At 40.3% G+C, this 19,069-nt stretch carries 18 protein-coding genes, 2 tRNA genes and 1 pseudogene; 11 read left to right on the top strand and 10 right to left on the bottom strand.

What is annotated here, in order from left to right:
* Window positions 1-6: 6 nt before the first annotated feature.
* From pgaB to LXF01_RS11890, 4 genes are all read right to left on the bottom strand, one after another.
* Window positions 7-1,263, bottom strand: a complete 1,257-nt coding sequence (pgaB, locus tag LXF01_RS11905; protein WP_233944413.1) for a poly-beta-1,6-N-acetyl-D-glucosamine N-deacetylase PgaB — start codon at window positions 1,261-1,263, stop codon at window positions 7-9.
* Between the two features lie 308 nt (window positions 1,264-1,571).
* A complete protein-coding gene (locus tag LXF01_RS11900; protein WP_180024120.1) occupies window positions 1,572-3,284 on the bottom strand; it encodes a flotillin family protein in 1,713 nt (570 codons plus the stop codon).
* Window positions 3,285-3,460: 176 nt separating this feature from the next.
* Entirely contained in the window at window positions 3,461-4,099 is a 639-nt protein-coding gene (locus tag LXF01_RS11895) for a YqiJ family protein (RefSeq protein ID WP_180079067.1), read from the bottom strand.
* Between the two features lie 465 nt (window positions 4,100-4,564).
* Window positions 4,565-5,107, bottom strand: coding sequence for a hypothetical protein (locus LXF01_RS11890; protein WP_180085130.1), 543 nt, complete (start codon window positions 5,105-5,107; stop codon window positions 4,565-4,567).
* A 321-nt stretch (window positions 5,108-5,428) separates the two neighbouring features.
* Between LXF01_RS11890 and cysD the strand changes: the two genes are divergently transcribed.
* The 7 genes from cysD to LXF01_RS11855 all read left to right on the top strand — a co-directional run bounded on the left by cysD (window position 5,429) and on the right by LXF01_RS11855 (window position 10,899).
* Window positions 5,429-6,343, top strand: coding sequence for a sulfate adenylyltransferase subunit CysD (gene cysD, locus LXF01_RS11885; RefSeq protein WP_078189893.1), 915 nt, complete (start codon window positions 5,429-5,431; stop codon window positions 6,341-6,343).
* Window positions 6,344-6,503: 160 nt separating this feature from the next.
* Window positions 6,504-8,117, top strand: coding sequence for a sulfate adenylyltransferase subunit CysN (gene cysN, locus LXF01_RS11880; RefSeq protein WP_233944412.1), 1,614 nt, complete (start codon window positions 6,504-6,506; stop codon window positions 8,115-8,117).
* A 147-nt stretch (window positions 8,118-8,264) separates the two neighbouring features.
* Window positions 8,265-8,540: a hypothetical protein gene (locus LXF01_RS11875; protein ID WP_233944411.1), complete on the top strand. Its 276-nt coding sequence runs from the start codon at window positions 8,265-8,267 to the stop codon at window positions 8,538-8,540.
* A gap of 69 nt (window positions 8,541-8,609) precedes the next feature.
* On the top strand, window positions 8,610-9,725 hold the full coding sequence (locus LXF01_RS11870; protein ID WP_233944410.1) for a RelA/SpoT domain-containing protein: 1,116 nt from the start codon (window positions 8,610-8,612) through the stop codon (window positions 9,723-9,725).
* A gap of 64 nt (window positions 9,726-9,789) precedes the next feature.
* Entirely contained in the window at window positions 9,790-10,311 is a 522-nt protein-coding gene (locus tag LXF01_RS11865) for a PadR family transcriptional regulator (protein ID WP_233944409.1), read from the top strand.
* Window positions 10,308-10,625, top strand: a complete 318-nt coding sequence (locus LXF01_RS11860) for a DUF3861 domain-containing protein (protein ID WP_233944408.1) — start codon at window positions 10,308-10,310, stop codon at window positions 10,623-10,625. Before LXF01_RS11865 ends, LXF01_RS11860 begins: the two co-directional genes overlap by 4 nt.
* 13 nt (window positions 10,626-10,638) lie before the next feature.
* Window positions 10,639-10,899, top strand: a complete 261-nt coding sequence (locus tag LXF01_RS11855; protein WP_233944407.1) for a DUF2798 domain-containing protein — start codon at window positions 10,639-10,641, stop codon at window positions 10,897-10,899.
* Window positions 10,900-10,915: 16 nt separating this feature from the next.
* Here the strand turns inward: LXF01_RS11855 and LXF01_RS11850 are convergent, their stop codons facing one another.
* Window positions 10,916-11,266 carry a thioredoxin family protein gene (locus LXF01_RS11850; protein ID WP_233944406.1) on the bottom strand — a complete coding sequence of 117 codons (351 nt, stop codon included), beginning with the start codon at window positions 11,264-11,266 and terminating at the stop codon, window positions 10,916-10,918.
* A 131-nt stretch (window positions 11,267-11,397) separates the two neighbouring features.
* Between LXF01_RS11850 and LXF01_RS11845 the strand changes: the two genes are divergently transcribed.
* Window positions 11,398-12,390, top strand: a complete 993-nt coding sequence (locus LXF01_RS11845; RefSeq protein WP_233944405.1) for an NAD(P)H-quinone oxidoreductase — start codon at window positions 11,398-11,400, stop codon at window positions 12,388-12,390.
* A 154-nt stretch (window positions 12,391-12,544) separates the two neighbouring features.
* Here the strand turns inward: LXF01_RS11845 and LXF01_RS11840 are convergent.
* Window positions 12,545-12,630: transfer RNA gene (locus LXF01_RS11840), tRNA-Leu, on the bottom strand.
* A gap of 10 nt (window positions 12,631-12,640) precedes the next feature.
* Window positions 12,641-12,714, bottom strand: a tRNA-Cys gene (locus LXF01_RS11835).
* Window positions 12,715-12,866: 152 nt separating this feature from the next.
* Here LXF01_RS11835 and folD point away from each other — a divergent pair.
* Window positions 12,867-13,715, top strand: coding sequence for a bifunctional methylenetetrahydrofolate dehydrogenase/methenyltetrahydrofolate cyclohydrolase FolD (gene folD, locus LXF01_RS11830; RefSeq protein WP_078189885.1), 849 nt, complete (start codon window positions 12,867-12,869; stop codon window positions 13,713-13,715).
* Between the two features lie 263 nt (window positions 13,716-13,978).
* The gene (locus LXF01_RS11825) at window positions 13,979-14,647 is read left to right on the top strand and encodes a class I SAM-dependent methyltransferase (protein ID WP_078189884.1); all 669 of its coding nucleotides are present in this window, start codon (window positions 13,979-13,981) and stop codon (window positions 14,645-14,647) included.
* Window positions 14,648-14,711: 64 nt separating this feature from the next.
* On the opposite strand, the gene LXF01_RS11820 is transcribed toward LXF01_RS11825, so the two are convergent.
* From LXF01_RS11820 to LXF01_RS11810, 3 genes and pseudogenes are all read right to left on the bottom strand, one after another.
* Complete coding sequence (locus LXF01_RS11820; protein WP_078193296.1) at window positions 14,712-15,140, bottom strand: hypothetical protein; 429 nt, start codon at window positions 15,138-15,140, stop codon at window positions 14,712-14,714.
* Between the two features lie 198 nt (window positions 15,141-15,338).
* Complete coding sequence (locus LXF01_RS11815) at window positions 15,339-16,658, bottom strand: MFS transporter (RefSeq protein WP_078190125.1); 1,320 nt, start codon at window positions 16,656-16,658, stop codon at window positions 15,339-15,341.
* A gap of 289 nt (window positions 16,659-16,947) precedes the next feature.
* Window positions 16,948-17,124: pseudogene (locus LXF01_RS11810) on the bottom strand (alpha-ketoglutarate permease); the annotation flags it as partial.
* 356 nt (window positions 17,125-17,480) lie between these two features.
* On the opposite strand from LXF01_RS11810, the gene glpD reads away from it, so the two are divergent.
* Entirely contained in the window at window positions 17,481-18,998 is a 1,518-nt protein-coding gene (glpD, locus tag LXF01_RS11805; RefSeq protein WP_233944404.1) for a glycerol-3-phosphate dehydrogenase, read from the top strand.
* Window positions 18,999-19,069 lie beyond the last annotated feature (71 nt).

The following is a 19,069-nucleotide window of genomic DNA, read 5'->3' as shown; positions in this document are numbered from 1 at the left end:
TTGGTATCAGTCCTTAGCTAGGGCGGGTGCAAATGCCTTTTTTATTTGCTGTGCATCTGGATGATTTTGCACGAAATCATCTGGATAATACCCAATATGTTGCACACCATGTTGTTCTAGTAAACGGATGGTGTCAGTGAGCTCCTGATTGGAAATGGGTTTTTGATGATTCCAATCGGTCACTTGGAGTTCAAAAATGGTACGGTTCAAATTGGGGTCATATTTTTTGGCACGTTCGATCAAGTTTAAATAAAACTGACGATGGTCATCTGCTTTTTCCATATAGGGCATGGCCATGATGGCGTTGTAATCATAATGTTGATATGTACTGGCATTAGACTGGCTAAACCATTTTTCACTGTTCGGGTTCAGCACGGCTTCAGCATACATATTACGAGCAAAATGTAAGTCGGGTTGTTGCTGTTTTAAAATCTGACTGATGCCTTCAGCAAATTGGTCTAAATAGGCGGTTTTGTAGCGTGAAAATTCAAGCTGCTGCGCATGCTTTGGCTGTCCAATCAATTGTCGATCGAAGCCCCACGTTTTGTATGTCTGAAGTGCTGCGGCACTATTATCCTCAAAATCATTGAGAGTGATATCGTCATGATAAAGAATGCCATCTACTTTATTTTGCTGAATAAAGTCTAGAAAAATTTCTGCTGTGTATTGTTGGTTTCTCGGGTCAAAGGGCGATATCCGAATATAACCTTTCTTTTCACTTTGGCTTTTTACATATTGCAACGGGTACTGTTTCGGGAACTCCCACGCAATTAAAGGCAGCCATGCATATACAGTTTTTACTTGAGTCTGCTGTCGTATTTCGTGCAAAACACGTTGAAATAAATCTGAGCGCATTGGGATATAGCGATTTTTAAAATACACCGCATCAGCCGAACCATTGGCATCAGGGTCTGCAAAAGCTTGTAGAAAAATCGTATTGGCTTCAATGCGACGGATACGTTCGATCAAAGCGCGGATATTTTTTTCTTGTTGAGCCTGATTGGCATCATATACATAATCTAAGTCGATATGCATGATGCGCATACGTTCAGGAGTACTTAGCTTTTGTGTATTGTTGGTCGAAGTTTGATGTATAGAATTGGCTGATGCATATTGCTTGACCAAGTCTTGTATAGGGTGGTGGGTAATACGTACCGTTTCAGCACTGCTACAGCCTGAAAAGACCAAACCGAAGCAGGTCATTAGACCTATTAATTTTTTAAAGGGGCGTATGGAAGTAACGGCATTTAAGGAAGAAGTCATATTTATATTTGCACTGAGCGTATTATCATTCGTGTATGTGTTCATCGAATATTTTGCTGCACGTTTTGGCAGGTATAGCTAAGCAGAATATGATGAATTTGAAGATTGTAGCAAGATTGCAGGGGAAGGGTTATTCTTAAAAGTGTGATTCGGTTTGCACTTTGTTGTGATCCAGTATTCCGTCATTTTAAAGTCATGATTTGGTACTGAACGAATTTTTTTAAGCTCTCGTAAGTCTTCCTTGTCGATGATCTCAATAAAAAAAACCGCAGGATTAAACTGCGGTTTTTCTTAGCGAGTATAACGAATTAACCAGCTTTTTTGTTTAAGCTCTGAGTTAAACCGTTAATATCGCCACCTTGGATACCAAGCTCACTCATCAAGCTATCAATTAGTGGGGCCTGGCTGCGGTAGCGTAAGGCGCTATTCACCACTTGGTCTGATAAGGCAACATTACCACTACCTTCGTGGTGAGCATCACCTTGGCAAGAACCTGCATGACCACCATTTAGACCATTTACTTGCAAAATCTTAATGTCATCAATGTTTTCCATTGGTTTAACACTTTCGCGAATGATTTCTGGTAAGTATTTCAGCATCGCTAAACGAATTTGCATTTCAACCTGTTCAGATGACAATACGTTGTTTGCTTCGTTCACTGCACGTGTACCTTCAGCATCAACTTGGTATTGTTTTTCCATCGCTTGAGCCAACAGAACTTTTGCGTCAGCTTCACCTTTGGCTTTTAAGCGAACTTTTTCAGCTTCGGCTTCAGCTGCAATACGAATCGCTTCTGCATCATCTGCGGCTGCTTGTTTACCCGCTTCAGCCGCGACAGTAATGGCAATCGCATCTTTCTCCGCTTTTTCTTTCGCAGAGACTAATTCGACAGCTTTTTGACGTTCAGCTTGTTGGATCTGACGAACGGTAATTACTTCTTCTTCGGCTTTTACCGCTTGAGCACGTGCTTGATCGGCATGTGCTTTAGCTTCAGATTCGGCACGAGATTTTTCAGCAATGGCAATGGCACGGTCTTGCTCAGCAAGTTCAATGGTTTTCTTTTGTTCCACTTGGGCTTGCTGAATAATTTGTGACTTTTGAATATTTTGATTTTCAACGTCACGTGCAGCAGTAATACGCTTTAAGTCAACTTCACGTTCAGCAGCAATACGCGCTTCTTCGGCTTCACGTTTTTTAGCAGCTTCTTGTGATGCAATTTCTGCAAGCTGTTCTGCACGACGGATTGAAATTTCACGTTCTTGTTGCAGTTTTGCATATTCTTCTTCACGCAAAATTTGTAGACGTGCTTGTTCTGCTTCTAAGTTCTTGGTCTTAATTGCAAGATCTGCATCTTGTTCAATCGCATTACGTTTACGACGACGGTCTTCAATGGTTTCTGTCAGTTTAGTTAAACCTTCAGCATCGAACGCATTTTGTGGGTTAAAGTATTTAAAGCCTGTTTGGTCTAAACCAGTTAATGAAACGGTTTCAAGTTCCAAACCGTTTTTATGTAAATCTTCAGACACCACTTGCTGAACTTTTTGAACGAAGTCGACACGTTTTTCATGCAACTCTTCCATCGCCATTTCTGCGGCAACTGCACGTAGAGAGTCAACAAATTTACCTTCAACCAAATTTTTAAGCTCATTTGGTGACATGGTCTTTTGACCTAATGTTTGTGCTGCAGTAGCAATCGAATCTGCGGTTGGTTTCACACGGACATAGAACTCCGCCATCACGTCGACACGCATACGGTCACGTGTAATCAGCGCTTGGTCATCTGCACGGCGTACTTCAAGACGTAGGGTGTTCATATTGACTGGAATAATTTCATGCAGCACCGGAAGCACAATGGCACCGCCACCTAAAATCACTTTTTCACCGCCGAAGCCTGTACGCACAAATGAAATCTCTTTACTTGAGCGACGATAAAGTCGAGCAATAATAAAACCAATAAAAATAAGTGCGGCAAAAATTATCCCGACTGAAACAAGGATACCGCTTGGAATAATGTCTAACATGGACGTTTATCTCTTTTGTTGTAGTTCAAGTTAACCCTCTAAAGTGCTAACAAGTTTGGTTTAAAAATCAGTATTTTGTTGACTCATCATGACTTCGAGATTTGCTGAACGTATGACGCGTTAAATGTATTTATATGGTGTTAAAAGAACTGATCGAGCATCAATTCATTAAAAATTTAGAGCATGGTGGCTTGAAAGCCTACATTTGTTTTTTGGGTTAAAACCACTGATTGACCTTGGCTGAAAATTTCATCTTGTTCTGGTTCAACCAAAATATAATGGGTCAATCCGTGTTGATCTTTGACTTTGGCTTGAGCAGGGGACTGCGGTCGTGCATTACCCAAAATGATCGTGGCCGTTCTACCGATCAATTCATCACTATAAATAGCGGTTGTTTCATCTTGCGGTAAAATACGGGCAATAAGCATTGCGCTAAAACGTACGAAGGGCATGCACAGAAAAATACATGCAGGTGCAATAATCCATGCACTGAACATCATACTGGTCATTTGGTTAACGACGGCTTGAATAGTAAAGCCCAATAAACTATAGACACATAAGAAAATGATGAGCCATACAAACAGCGGAATACGACCTAAATACAACCAATCGAGCACACGTGTCACGATACCTGCATCGGCATCTACACCTAGCTCTGCATTATGACCAACATCCTCAGGTAGGAATTGATCTAAGAAGCCTTGAGAACCACCCCCTAAAATTGTTAACACAATCTCAAAAAGTCCAAACAAGAACATTAAGCAGAGACTGATGCTAAACACGATATTAGACGGGTGAGTAAACAATTCCCACATTATATTTATCTCTATATTTATGCTTATAAAAAATCAAAAAAAAATAATTCTGGCCGAATTTTTTTCAGTAAATAAAATAACATTATCTGTCGAAATTGTGTAAAAAAATTACAGATCAGATTAACAAAAAGTCGGCTTTTATGTGAGCTATTACTAAGTTTTTCTTTAAAAATAGGTGATCAATTAAGTCAGGATTATCTAAATCTAAAGTTAATAGTATTTCTGCTTTACCCATTTAAGATTTAAGTCATTGGGATCAATCAAATTTTCAGTCTAATTGCAGATATATAAGTGGTCGTGCTTAACGGAGAGAAATGGCTTGTTAAAAGGCACAGAAAACAATGTTAGGAAATGTAAATTTATAACCGTCACGGCAGTGCTGAGAGTTTTACCGTGACTTTCGATGTCATATGGAGATTTGAACTGGTGTTCAATAGAGCTATTTTAAGGTGGCTTTAACCGTTTTTATAACAATGAAGTTTGAATGCGTACTTTCATATCTAAAGCCGCTTGAACAATAAAGGTTTTCATCCATTTCACTTGTTCGCCCATCGGATTGGTTTTAATCGCAGTGTCTAAAAAGTCCATGCTTTCAAGTTGAAACAATTGCTTTTCGATCTCTTCTTCTAACTGGGTGCTATTGGCTGCGAGCGGGAAATGGATTAAGTGAAATGCTTTGGGAAAATTATAAAAAGCATAGAGCAGATTAAATGCGCGTTGATCGGCCTTTAAATTGCCAGCGCCAATTTCGTAGCCGCGATCTTGGTTACTGTGAGTCACCCCAATCAAAAATTCGAGTTTATTGTCCAAAAGTCGTAGGCCGAACTGAAGGCCAATTTGGTCAGCACTCAGCTCATGTTGGATAAAGTTATTCAGCGGGCTGCCGTCATCATTTAAGGCTTCTTGGAGCACAAGCATGTGTGAAGAATGCTGATAAATATAGCCAGCAAGACCTGCTGCTTCAATCAGCGACTTTAAGGTTTCAAGCGTATAGTGACTATATGGCATATCAATAACTATTGGAGAGTGATATAGCTACTTTAGGTAATTTGAGCGAGTTTGAATACCGATTGTTTAGAGGATTTAGCGATTAGTTAATTGATAAAAAATTGCGTAAACTTAGGGATCTCGGACTAGAATAATAATGAAATTGATAAGTCTATCGTATTAAATTAATTAAAATTGATAAGCAGTATCAGACAATTTGTATATGACGAATAAGAATATCAATATCACAAAACAAGCAATCGTTATGAAAGCTTAATCACTATAATGTATATATATCTTTAAAAGTGTAATAAGTACACATATTCTAAGCTGGTGTTGTCCATGTCATTAAATGAGGAAAGACTTACTCATCTTAAACAGCTTGAAGCTGAGAGTATTCATATTATCCGTGAAGTTGCTGCTGAGTTCGAAAACCCAGTCATGCTGTATTCAATCGGTAAAGATTCAGCGGTCATGCTGCATCTTGCTTTAAAAGCATTCTATCCTGCCAAACTTCCATTCCCACTACTGCATGTAGACACGGGTTGGAAATTTAAAGACATGATTACTTTCCGTGACAACATGGCAAAAGAGCATGGCTTTGATTTGATCGTGCATCAAAACAAAGAAGGTAAAGATGCAGGCGTGAATCCGTTCGATTACGGGAGCTCAAAATATACTGATATCATGAAAACTCAAGGCTTAAAACAAGCACTTGATAAATATCAGTTTGATGCGGCTTTCGGTGGTGCGCGCCGTGACGAAGAGAAATCTCGTGCTAAAGAGCGTGTTTACTCATTCCGTGATACTAAACACCGTTGGGACCCTAAAAACCAACGTCCTGAACTTTGGAATCTTTACAACGGTAAAGTGAACAAAGGTGAAAGTATTCGTGTGTTCCCATTGTCTAACTGGACTGAGTTGGATATTTGGCAATACATCTACCTTGAAAATATTAAATTGGTTCCTTTGTATTTGGCTGCTGAACGTCCAGTGGTTGAGCGTAACGGTACTCTGATCATGGTTGATGATGAGCGTATGCGTTTGAACGAAGGTGAAGTGCCACAAATGAAATCGGTGCGTTTCCGTACTTTAGGTTGTTACCCACTTACAGGTGCGGTTGAATCAACTGCAACAACTTTACCGGAAATTATCCAAGAGATGCTTTTAGCCACCACATCTGAACGTCAAGGTCGTATGATCGACCATGACGAAGCAGGTTCGATGGAAAAGAAAAAGCAGGAAGGTTACTTCTAAAAATCTCTCCCCTTGCGCAGCAGTGCTGCTCCCCCTCTTTACTAAAGAGGGGGAACTCCCGAGAAAGAACGGAGCAAAGTCTCCCTTTCTTAAAGGGAGATTTAGAGGGATTAAAAAGATTCAGAAACCGATTTCAAAAGAATATGTGGAGCTTTGAGCAATGTCTCATCAATCAGATTTAATTAGCCAAGACATCTTGGCGTATTTAAAACAACACGAAAATAAAGACCTTCTACGTTTCCTGACTTGCGGTAACGTAGATGACGGTAAATCGACTTTAATCGGCCGTTTGCTTTACGATTCAAAATTGATTTATGAAGATCAATTGCAAGCGGTGACTCGTGACTCTAAAAAAGTAGGTACAACGGGTGATGCGCCTGACTTGGCTTTACTTGTCGATGGTCTACAAGCAGAGCGTGAACAAGGTATTACCATTGACGTGGCTTACCGTTATTTCTCTACTGAAAAACGTAAGTTCATTATTGCTGACACCCCGGGGCATGAGCAGTACACACGTAACATGGCAACGGGTGCGTCTACTGCGGATTTAGCGATCATCTTGATTGATGCGCGTTATGGCGTTCAAACCCAGACTCGTCGTCACTCATTTATTGCGAGTCTTTTGGGTATTCGTAATATCGTGGTTGCAGTGAACAAAATGGACTTGGTTGAATTCTCTGAAGCGCGCTTCAATGAAATTCAAGCGGAGTACAACGAGTTCGTAAACCAATTGGGCGACCGTAAACCTGCGAACATTATCTTCACGCCTATTTCTGCGTTGAATGGTGATAACGTTGTAAACAAATCGCCAAATACGCCGTGGTACAAAGGTCAGACTTTAATGGAGACTTTGGAAACTGTTGAAATTTCGCATGATACGAGCAAGCACGAATTCCGTTTTCCTGTTCAATATGTCAACCGTCCGAACCTCGATTTCCGTGGCTTCTGCGGTACGATTGCACTTGGTGAAGTAAAAGTTGGCGATACCATTACTGCATTACCATCTGGTAAGTCTTCGACTGTTAAAGAAATCGTGACTTTTGACGGTAACTTAGACCATGCTGTTGCAGGTCAAGCGGTAACTTTAACACTGAACGATGAAATTGATATTTCACGTGGTAACGTGTTGGTAAAAGCGGGCGAACAGCCGTTAATTTCACGTTCTGCACGTGCCTCTGTGGTATGGATGACAGATGCGCCTTTAGTAGTTGGCAAGCTGTATAACGTGAAGTTTGGTACACAAACTATTCCTGCGAAAGTTGCGAAAATTAACTATCGTACCAATGTGAACACACTGGAAAAAACGGAAGTTGAACAGCTTGAATTGAATGCGATTGCAGATGTAACGATTGAGTTTGATGCGCCAGTGGTATTTGACCGTTACCAAGACAGTCGTTACACAGGTTCATTCATCTTTATTGACCGTTTAAGCAACGTGACTGTTGGTGCGGGTATGGTTGAATCTGCGGTTGAATGGACTGCACACAACGAGCCTTTAACTGCTGAAGCGCGTGCTGCACGTTTAGGTCAAAAACCTGCTGCGGTAACTGTGACTGCAAAAGCCCTTGAAAATGCGCAAGCGATTGAAAGCTTGTTGATTCAACAAGGTGTGGTTGCGATTGCGAAAACTGGTTTAAGCGCGGAGCAAGTTGCTCTAGTTCGTGAAACTGGTGTGGTTGTGATTACTGATGCTGCTGAAGGCACTGACGTAACTTACACAGTTGAGACTGCTGAAGAAGTTGCTGAGAAAATTGTTGAGTTGGTTCGTCTGTAATAGATTGAGTTGATTTAAAAAAGATCCGCCTAATGGCGGGTTTTTTTATTGTCTTGAATTTAATTGCTGATAAATAAAACACTTGGATTATGTGTGATGATTCACATAAATGTTTTCTCTATAAAATGCTCTTATAGAGGGGTGTTTATGAAAAAAATATTATTTTTAATGGGGTTATGTGTATTAACTTTTAGTGTTGATGCAAAACAGAGTAGTCAAAGTACTGAAAAAATTAAGCAGAAGATTATTCAGCAATCAATTGAGAATTATCCTGGTAATTGTCCTTGTCCTTACAATACTGCAAGTAATGGTAGTCGGTGTGGTAAGCGCAGTGCATATAATCGCGCAGGTGGATATGCGCCACTTTGTTATCCTGAAGATGTGAGTGATCGGATGGTGAGAGAATATAAAGGTAGAGGATAGCAAAAATAAAAAATATTAATGAGTTACAGATTTTTTGATAACATGCTAAAAAATTGATCACTAATTAATATGAAATATACAGGTAAAAGAATTACTCAGGCGGGAAATGATCTACAGAATCCATTGCTTAAAGAAAACCCGATACTATTTAGGGCAACGATGGATGTTTTGACATATTGGCGGTATAGCCACGAAAGTTCAATGAATAGTGCGGAAGTTTTATTGAAAGAGGCGACAGTAAAATTTGATAAATCTGCATTCTTGGCAAAAAGGTTGAAGCGTAGTAATTCCATAATCAAAAAATTATCTCGTTTTGATAATATGATGCTTAAAAATATGCAGGACATTGGGGGAGTTCGTGTAGTTGTTTCTAGTTCTAAAAAATTGCAAAAAATATTGAAGCAAATTCAAAGTGATAAGAGATTTTATAACAATGAAAATAAGTTAAGGAAAAAAGATTATTTAAAAAATCCTAAGCCTGACGGTTATAGGGGTGTTCATTTAGTTGGAAAGTTTTTAAATGACGAAAAAGAAAATAGAAATATAGAATTACAACTCAGAACGCAGATGCAACATACTTGGGCAACGACATTAGAAATTGTTGATTTATTTACTAAGCAAAACCTGAAAACTAATCAAGGGCGTATGTCCTGGCAAAGATTTTTTATGTTAGTTTCAAATCAGTTAGCAATTATTGAGTCCTTACCAGGATATGGAATCAAAAATGAAAAAGATTTAATGAGGGAATATATTTTATATGTTTTTAAAGATGAAAAACTATTGCGAGAAGTTGCAGAAATTAAATACATATCAAAAAAACTACAGGTACCACAACTCCTTAATTCTTTTGCTAGATCTATCAATATTATGGACCAATCAGAACGGTTAGAAAATTGTCCTGATGGATATATATTAGTTAGATTAAATACAAATACTAAAAGTATTCAATGTGATTACTTTAAAAAGGAGGAAGCAGAAAAAGCTTCTGAGTATTACACATTATTAGAATCCACAATACAGGAAGGAAGTAATTGGATTGTTGCGTTGGTATCGAGTAATGCTGTGGATGGTATAAAGCAGGCATATCCAAACTATTTTGCGGATTCTAGGAACTTTTTAACATTTTTAGGATTCATTCATTTGATAAAAGCACAGTATGTAGAAAGAGAGCCAGTAGTTTCGTAATATTGAACTTAAAATCTCAAACTGATAAGATATATCTTAATTAATCTTAAGGTGTATCTTTGCGATGTCAAATTCAGACCTTCTCGACAGTAGCGATAGTCCAGTCAAAACCCGCAAACGCCTGTTTGAAGCAGGGCACATGAAACTATTGGTACTGCATCTCATCTCCCAAGCGCCTAAGTTCAGCTACGATATTATTAAAGATGTCGGCGCAATCGTAGGCGGCGGTTACAGTCCAAGCACAGGGACAATTTACCCAACGCTGAATTACCTAGAAGAACAGCAATACATCCATGCAGAACTAAATGCCGAAGACCGTAAACAATACAGCGTCACACAGTCAGGCTTAGTGCATTTAGAGGCAGAAAAAGCCACAGTAGAGAAAATTCTGTGTCGTTTTGATACCCGTAAGCAGATTCATAACAATGAACAATACGTCGACATCAAACGTGCGATGGAAAACTTAAAAGCATCACTGCGCATCAAAATTCAGCACTGTGAACTGACACCTGAACAGGTGTATGCCATTGCAGAAAAAATCGATCAGGCGGCCGTCGAAATCAGCCGTATGGAGGTGACACAATGAAACAGCATCAATATGAAATAACGCTCAAACACATTGCCGATGCGCAGGGCAATCCATCGACCTATACAGAAGCCTTGCAGTTTAATGCTTACAACCATGATGACATGTTTAAGGTGCTAGAGCATTTGACCAAAGCGCAATTGTTAGATGATGAAAAAACCAAAGCCTTTGCTGTGGGTCTGAAACTGTTTGGTGAAACCTTGTTGGAAAATAAAGACCATCCTTTATTTAAAGATTTCATGCCGCATTTCGGCCAGTTTATGAAAACACTGAAACAAACCGTAAAAGCCCAGAACGCAGCCCGCGACGAATAATAGGTATTTACAGATGAATCAACTCCCAAAATTTCATCCCAAACACATGACTTGGCTGATGCCCTTAATCTTGTCCGGCATTATGAGCGGTTCAATTTCCTGCTTTAATATGCTGATGAATAAAGGCTTAGTTGAAGGCTTTCTTGGCATTTGGCTGCGCGCATGGAGCCTATCGTGGATGATGGCCTTTCCGCTCATTTTGGTGGTCTTGCCTTTGGTGCGTAATACATTAATGAAGTTTGTACGCCTACCGAATGAACCGACTTCCAAATAACAGTTAGGAAATTTGCTTAGTCATTGTCTGAGTGTGTCCGCATAGCGCTTTGAATGATGGTTGTTAATTCAGAGAGTAATTTGACACCTGCAATACGTTGAATCACTTGTCCGCGATAAAACAGCAAGGTTGAAGGCAGTCCATAAACCTTATAACGCAAGGTTAGTATCGGTGAGGAATCAATATTTACCTTGCCAAATTTGAGCTGTGTATGCTGCGCGGACATTTGCTTTGCGCACTGCTCAAATACAGGGAAGTTCTGCATACAGGGCGCGCACCAGTCTGCATAGAAACGAATCACGGCAAAACCATCAAACCATTCATAGTCGCTGGCGTTATCTTCATTGTATTCAACGATCTGAGACATGCTCGGCCTATTATTCATTTACGAAATACAGTACAGATTATACATAAGTCCATGTTTATTCATTCAGCGGCATTTCTATGTTCAAATAGTGCAGAGATAGATGAATAGTCAATAATTGAAAAGGAAAAACAATGTCACAGCAAAGCATGCAGCAGGTCATTATTACTGAACCGGGCGGTGTCGATAAACTGGCCTATGAAAGTGTTGCCATCCCAGAAGCGAAAGCGGATGAAGTGTTGGTAAAAGTGCATGCCTTTGGCATCAACCGTCCGGATATTTTGCAGCGTCAAGGCTTATACCCAATGCCGAAAGGGGTGACGCCAGTACCGGGTTTAGAGGTTGCAGGCGAAGTGGTTGCTGTAGGTACTGATGTCACTTTGTTTAAGGTGGGTGATAAAGTCTGCGGTCTGACCAATGGCGGCGGTTATGCAGAATATTGCGTGGTGCCTGAAAGCCAAACCATTCGTATTCCTGAAGGTGTAAGCTTTACTCAAGCAGCAGCGATTCCTGAAACATTCTTTACCGTATGGGCCAATGTATTCCAAATGGGCAAAGCCAAAGCAGGTGAAACGGTGCTGATACATGGTGGAACCAGTGGTATTGGAACCACGGCAATCATGCTGTGTAATGCCTTAGGCATGAAAACCTTTGCAACAGTCGGTTCAGATGAAAAAGTGGCAGCGATCTCTGATATCACGCATGCGATTAACTACAAGACTCAAGACTTTGAGCAAGTGATTAATGAAGCGACCAATGAGCAAGGTGTAGATGTTATTTTAGATATCGTTGGCGCACCGTATTTGGCGCAGAACCTCAATCTATTACGTCGTGATGGTCGTTTGGTCTATATCGCATTTTTAGGCGGTGCAAAAGCCAAAGAAGTAAAACTGGGTCAAATCATGATGAAGCGTTTGACGATTACAGGCTCAACCATGCGTGCGCGTAATACTGAAGAAAAGGCAGAGATTGCCAAAGGCATTCGGGAAAATGTTGTTCCGTTATGGTCTAAAGGTGAATGCCTGCCAATGATTTACAAAACATTTAAGTTTGATCAAATTCAAGAAGCACATGCAGCCATGGATACAGGCGAGCATGTGGGCAAGATTGTGGTTGAAGTGATCTAAAGGATTATTTTTAAAACGCGATGTATTTGCAGGGTGTTTTAAAATAATTAAAGAGGGCAATGTCCCTCTTTTTTTATTGGTGTGTTAAATTTTAGGCATAAAAAACCAGCTTATCGCTGGGTTCTTTATTACACCATCTTCAGTAGTAGAAGAATGGTGCCCGAGGCCAGACTCGAACTGGCACGCTTTGTGGGCGGGGGATTTTAAATCCCCTGTGTCTACCGATTTCACCACTCGGGCTTAACAAGATTGGAGGCGGAGGTCGGAATCGAACCGGCGTACACGGAGTTGCAGTCCGCTGCATGACCACTCTGCCACCCCGCCATGTCTTGTTGATGCGTATATTAGCAAGCTCTGAAAAAAAAACAATAGCAGATTCATCTGTATGAGCATAAAAGCAGCACACAAGGTAAAAAATTTAAAATAATCATGTATTATGTGCAAAATTGATTCATATCATCACTTGGAGAAGTGCCGTGGCATTAGTTTTAGATGGTCGTGCATTGGCGAAGAAAATTGAAGCTGACTTGTTGACTCGCGTAGAAGCGCTAAAAGAGAAAACTGGTCGTACCCCAATTCTTGCGACTATTTTGGTAGGTGACGATGGTGCATCTGCAACTTATGTACGTATGAAAGGGAATGCTTGCCGCCGTGTTGGTATGGATTCATTAAAAGTTGAGCTTCCTAAAGAAACCACAACTGAACAATTACTTGCTGAAATTGAAAAATTAAATGCAAACCCAGATGTTCACGGTATTTTGTTACAACACCCAGTACCTGCTCAAATTGATGAGCGTGCATGTTTCGATGCGATCTCTCTTGAAAAAGACGTAGATGGCGTAACTTGCTTAGGTTTTGGTCGTATGGCAATGGGTGAAGCAGCATATGGTTCTGCGACTCCTGCAGGTATCATGACCATTCTAAAAGAAAACAATATTGAAATCGCAGGGAAACACGCGGTTGTTGTGGGTCGTTCTGCAATTTTGGGTAAACCAATGTCTGCGATGCTACTTGAAGCGAATGCAACAGTGACCACTTGCCACTCACGTACTCAAAACTTAGCTGACTTTGTTAAACAAGCTGACATTATTGTAGGTGCGGTAGGTAAAGCTGAATTGATTCAAAAAGATTGGATCAAACCAGGTGCAGTGGTTGTTGATGCTGGCTTTCATCCACGTGATGGCGGCGGTGTAGGTGATATCCAATTGGTGGGTATCGAAGAAATTGCTTCTGCTTATACACCAGTACCCGGTGGTGTAGGTCCTATGACCATTACAACGTTGATTCGTCAAACTGTTGAAGCTGCTGAAAAAGCGTTGGGTTAATCTTTTAATAAAAAGATATTAAAGTCACAACGGAGTCTTACCGTTGTGACTAAAATGTAAGAAGCTCGTATGTTACTTTTGTTTCGGCAAAAGTAACCAAAACCATTTGTCATCTGCTGAACTCGACAGAATCAGTCTTTTGATTAATGGTATCGCAGAAACAGTGTTCATTCGATTAAGGTCTGTCTCGCACAGCAGCAGATGACGATGTCGCATATCTAATACGTTTATAAATTCAAATAAAATCATCTCCAAGGCTTAATATGAGCTGTACTTTCCAATTCCCCAAAGCCCCTGAACATTTACTGAAAGCACTGCATGAAGTCATTCCGCATTGTGAATTACATGCACAACAGTTGCCTGAAACCCCCATTTCTTTATGGTTGATCCCACCGGTATTTCCAACCGATAAATTGGATGATGAAGTCATTCGTCGTATATGGAATGATACGCCGTATTGGATCTTTTGTTGGGCTTCAGGGCTTGCAATGGCGCAGTGGTTGTTGGCAGAGCCGCATCATGTCAAAGATAAAGTGGTGTTGGACTTTGGTGCAGGTTCAGGCGTGGTGGCGATTGCCGCGAAAATGGCAGGGGCGAAACGCGTGATCTGCTGTGACATCGACCAAGTGAGCCTAGATGCCTGCCGTGCCAATGCAGAGCTGAATAATGTCGAGCTCGAATATTTGGACGATCTGTATAAAGCCGAACAAGTCGATATTTTATTGGCTGCCGACGTGCTATATGACCAATGCAACCGTTTCTTTTTGGATGAATTTTTAAAGTTTGCTCCAGAAGTGTGGGTGGCAGACAGTCGTGTGAAAAACTTTAGTCATCCTAAATATGAAAAACTCGATGAACGAAGCGCGACGACATGGCCTGATTTGGATGAATCACCTGAGTTTCGAAATGTGAGTTTTTATAAAACGCTATAATTATTGAACTCATAAAAAAAGACGCTCAAAGCGTCTTTTTTTGTCTTTTGAATAACATATTTTATTAAGAACAGGTATAGCGAACCACACGTAAGGTTGCAGGGCGAGCATCGAGTGCATCACGTGCACCTAAGTTTTCAGAGTTACGTAGATCAGGAGTATTTGATAGACCGAAGTTCGCACGTGTATTACCAATTTGACGGCCGTACTGGGTATTTTCCAAAGCAGGATTTGCAATTTCGTTCACGCTTAAGATTTGTAATTTATAGGTCTTTTGCGTATTTAATACTTTTTGGCAAGCACGTTGTAATTTATTGGCATCCAGTTGTTGGTTTTGGCGACCCGCTAAAGTATATGCAAGTGTTGCGCTATCTGCAGATTTGGACTCTATTTGAAAGCCCGTTTGACCATTAAAAGCACGTGGAGTGCTTTGGCAAGCAGCCATCGACATTGCAACAATACCCAAACTTAAAACTTTGTAAATATTTTTCATCATTCATTCGCCGTGTGTATTTGTATGCTCAGTATGCCATAGTCCGTCTGTCGACTCGATGGCGAAAACAAAGAAAGCCAAAGAAGTTTGATTAAATCTTTGATGCAGCCGAAACGATGAGTAGATGGAAATTGATATAAAAAAAGCTCATCAAAATAGGCTTTGATGAGCTTAAGTGGAATAGCAGGGCTGAGCGAATTAATCGTCAGTGATCATGCTATGTTTTTTAGTATCTTTCATGAAGACATAGGTAATTAAAGATAAACCAATCATGAATGTAATGTAGTAGAAGAAGTAGTTTTCATGGCCTGCATTTTTGAAGCTCAAAGCTACAAGTTCTGCGGTACCACCAAAGAGTGTATTTGCAATGGCATAAGGCAATGCAACACCTAGGGCACGGATGTGTGCAGGGAACAACTCTGCTTTTACTACGGCATTAATCGCAGTATAACCAGTTACAATTACCATACCGCTCATGCAAAGCATAAATGCTGTGGTTGGGCTGGTAGTTGAACCGATACCATTGAAAATAGGAATGGTAAACAGCACACCAAGCACACCAAAGGCGATCATAATTGGCTTACGACCAATTTTGTCTGAAAGCGCACCGACAGCAGGTTGTAAAAGCATGAAAATGAAAATTGCAGCAGTGGTAATTTCAGTTGCTGTGGTTTTTTCAAAGCCAGACGTGTTGACCAAATATTTTTGTAAATATGTGGTAAAAGTGTTGAACGCTAAAGTACCACCGGCAGTCAACATGATCACCGTGAAGGCTTGTTTAGGGTATTTGGTAAATAACGCTAAAGCACCTGATTTTGGACCACCATTTTTAGCTTGTTCTTGAGCTTCTTTAGAGGATTGAGTTTCAACTAAACCGCGACGAATCCAGAACACCACAATAGCGAGCAAAGCACCGATAAAGAAGGGAACACGCCAGCCCCATTCAGTTAAAGCTTGTTCTGAGAAATTGCGTTGCAAGATAATTAAAACGCAAAGTGCCAATAGCTGACCTGAAATCAGTGTGACATATTGGAAACTTGAGAAGAAACCACGATGGTTTTTACCTGCCATTTCAGTCAAATAGGTCGCACTAGAGCCATATTCACCGCCGACACTTAAGCCTTGGAGTAAACGCGCTAAAAGTAGAATAGCGGGTGCGAGCATCCCTACAGAATCGTAGGTTGGTGCACATGCGATCATCAGTGAGCCGACACACATCAACGATACAGACAGCGTCAAACCTGCTTTACGACCTTTACGGTCCGCATAAATACCCATGACCCATGCGCCGATTGGACGCATTAAGAAACCGAGTGCAAAGACTGCAGCTGCTTGTAAGAGTTTTACAGTATTGTCACCGTCAGGGAAAAATTGCGGTGCAAAGTAAAGGGTAAAGGCAGCGTAGACATACCAGTCGTACCATTCAACGAGGTTGCCGGCAGATCCGCCGAGGATAGATTTGACACGAGTTTTTCTATCCAATTGTTCAGGAACAACTGGCTCAGATGAGTTTGACACATCATTCTCCAAGGAATGAATGCAAAACATATCCATTTAAACTCTTTGGGAAAAGTTTAAATCAATATATTTTGTCGAAATGGGAGATGGAACTATATTTATTTAATTTATACTCCTGTTGTCGCAGAAAATCATGCGACTTTAGTCTATAAGATGCGAATTTTTTGACCAGATAGATTTTTCACGACTAAGTGAAAACAGCAAAGCCTCATCAATTGAGGCTTTGCTTTGAAATATATTCTGTTATTAATCAGTATGATTAATAACTCCGAGGCTTAATTGGGTAGAATTAATGCTCTTGAATTTTGGAATGGTGTTTGGTGTCTTTCATAAAGACGTAGACCAATAATGAAATAAAAATCATGATGGTTACATAGATGAAGAACCATGTCTCATAGCCAGCTTCTTTGAAACTTAGGGCAAAAAATTCTGCAGTACCACCAAAGATGGTATCTGTAAGTGCATAAACGGGGTACATCAAAACTGAAGGCTTCTGCAGCTGAACATGCAATATATAAAAGCTTGAAATAAAATTTTAAAAAAGATTAGGTTGAAAAAAAAATACAAATCAACTGCTTGTAATTATGTTTGCTTTGAATATAGGTTCTGACTTTAAAATGATTGATTTCATGCTTGAGCCAGCAAGCTTTTAAACGTACATTTAAAATATAACTTCTCATTTATTGAAGGATATAAAAAACTCAGCGTACAGATATCTTGATCAAAATAGGTACTTGATCAAAAAAGCATGATCAATGAGAAAAATAATAAAGCAAAGAAAACGAAGCATTGTTGAATAAAAAGACATAGCGGGAGGGAGCGATGAATACACAACAACAATTAATATATGACATGGTGGTCATTGGTGGTGGAATCAATGGTGTTGGTATTGCCTGTGATGCAGCGGGGCGGGGTTTAAGTGTTTTGCTCTGTGAAAAAGACGATCTCGCGAGCCATACTTCATCTGCAAGTAGCAAATTAATTCATGGTGGTCTGCGCTATTTGGAACATAAAGAATTTCGTTTGGTACGTGAAGCACTGGCAGAACGCGAAGTTCTGCTTAAAAAAGCCCCTCATATTATTCGACCGATGCGTTTTATCATGCCACATGAACCGCACTTACGTCCGGCTTGGCTAATTCGGACTGGATTATTCTTTTATGATTATTTGGGTAAACGTGAACAGCTTGCTGGCTCCAATGGAATTGAATTTGATGTGGAAGTTAGTCCTTTAGCACCCAGATTTACTCGAGGGTTTGAATATTCCGACTGCGCTGTGGATGATGCACGCTTGGTTGTACTCAATGCGATACAAGCACGGGAATATGGTGCACAGGTTCTGACTCGAACAGAATGTTTAAATGCATACAGTAAAGCTGGCATTTGGCAAGTGTGTTTAAAAAATGCCAAGGGTTTGCAAAATGTGCAGGCTAAAGTATTGGTGAATGCGGCAGGTCCTTGGGTCGCTGACTTTATAAAACAGGGGTTAAAGCAAGAGTCACCTTATGGTATACGCTTAATACAAGGTAGCCATATCATCGTTGCAAAGCTCTTTGAAGGTGATAAAGCTTTTATTATGCAAAATGATGATCACCGCATTGTCTTTGCGATTCCTTATTTAGAACAATATACCCTGATCGGCACGACAGATCGTGAATATCAAGCAGACCCAAATCGAGTAAAGATAAGCCAAGAAGAAATCGATTACTTGCTTGATGTGTCAAATGATCACTTTAAAACTCAATTGACGCAAACGGACATCATTTCAACTTATTCAGGTGTGCGTCCGCTGTGTGATGATGAGTCAGATAATCCAGCTGCAGTCACGCGAGATTACACCTTAGCATTGACCGATGTAGAAGGTGCAGCATTACTTTCAATCTTTGGTGGCAAGCTCACCACTTACCGAAAACTTGCAGAAGCGGCATTAGATCAGCTTAAAACGGTTTTTCATCATCGATCCAAACCGTGGACTGCTGATGCAACATTGCCCGGTGCGGAAAATTTAGAATCCATAGAGCAGTTGATAGTTGAAATCCAACAAAAAGTGCGAGGGGTTTCAAGCAGTCTAGCAAGTCGTTGGGCGCATGCTTATGGAACACGTGTCTGGATTTTGCTGAATCATTTAACTTCGATTGATGAGCTTGGGCAAAACTTCGGGCATGGCTTGTATGCTCAAGAAGTAGATTATTTGGTTGAGAATGAGTGGGCGAGAAGCTCTGAAGATATTTTGCAAAGACGCACAAACTTATATTTGCAATTCAGTGCATCTGAAGTTGATGTTTTGGACGAGTACTTAATGGCAATACGTATAAAGCAAAAAGCTCAAGATGTGGCTTAGTTGATATAAAAAAGACCGCGCAAGGCGGTCTTTTAAATCTTTCTTAATCCCTCTTTTAAAGGAGGGAAATT

The organism is Acinetobacter sp. SH20PTE14 (assembly GCF_021391555.1).
Classification (GTDB): Bacteria; Pseudomonadota; Gammaproteobacteria; order Pseudomonadales; family Moraxellaceae; genus Acinetobacter; species Acinetobacter amyesii.
This window is presented reverse-complemented; position numbering and strand designations above follow the sequence as displayed.

Excerpts from the sequence above, each read along its gene's own strand:
- LXF01_RS11825 (WP_078189884.1), top strand. The coding sequence starts at position 13,979 with ATGAGCTGTACTTTCCAATTCCCCAAAGCCCCTGAACATTTACTGAAA.
- glpD (WP_233944404.1), top strand. The coding sequence starts at position 17,481 with ATGAATACACAACAACAATTAATATATGACATGGTGGTCATTGGTGGT.
- LXF01_RS11855 (WP_233944407.1), top strand. The coding sequence starts at position 10,639 with ATGAATCAACTCCCAAAATTTCATCCCAAACACATGACTTGGCTGATG.
- LXF01_RS11820 (WP_078193296.1), bottom strand. The coding sequence starts at position 15,140 with ATGAAAAATATTTACAAAGTTTTAAGTTTGGGTATTGTTGCAATGTCG.
- LXF01_RS11860 (WP_233944408.1), top strand. The coding sequence starts at position 10,308 with ATGAAACAGCATCAATATGAAATAACGCTCAAACACATTGCCGATGCG.
- LXF01_RS11865 (WP_233944409.1), top strand. The coding sequence starts at position 9,790 with ATGTCAAATTCAGACCTTCTCGACAGTAGCGATAGTCCAGTCAAAACC.
- LXF01_RS11850 (WP_233944406.1), bottom strand. The coding sequence starts at position 11,266 with ATGTCTCAGATCGTTGAATACAATGAAGATAACGCCAGCGACTATGAA.
- LXF01_RS11890 (WP_180085130.1), bottom strand. The coding sequence starts at position 5,107 with ATGCCATATAGTCACTATACGCTTGAAACCTTAAAGTCGCTGATTGAA.
- LXF01_RS11875 (WP_233944411.1), top strand. The coding sequence starts at position 8,265 with ATGAAAAAAATATTATTTTTAATGGGGTTATGTGTATTAACTTTTAGT.
- pgaB (WP_233944413.1), bottom strand. The coding sequence starts at position 1,263 with ATGACTTCTTCCTTAAATGCCGTTACTTCCATACGCCCCTTTAAAAAA.
- LXF01_RS11895 (WP_180079067.1), bottom strand. The coding sequence starts at position 4,099 with ATGTGGGAATTGTTTACTCACCCGTCTAATATCGTGTTTAGCATCAGT.
- LXF01_RS11845 (WP_233944405.1), top strand. The coding sequence starts at position 11,398 with ATGTCACAGCAAAGCATGCAGCAGGTCATTATTACTGAACCGGGCGGT.
- LXF01_RS11870 (WP_233944410.1), top strand. The coding sequence starts at position 8,610 with ATGAAATATACAGGTAAAAGAATTACTCAGGCGGGAAATGATCTACAG.
- LXF01_RS11900 (WP_180024120.1), bottom strand. The coding sequence starts at position 3,284 with ATGTTAGACATTATTCCAAGCGGTATCCTTGTTTCAGTCGGGATAATT.
- cysD (WP_078189893.1), top strand. The coding sequence starts at position 5,429 with ATGTCATTAAATGAGGAAAGACTTACTCATCTTAAACAGCTTGAAGCT.
- cysN (WP_233944412.1), top strand. The coding sequence starts at position 6,504 with ATGTCTCATCAATCAGATTTAATTAGCCAAGACATCTTGGCGTATTTA.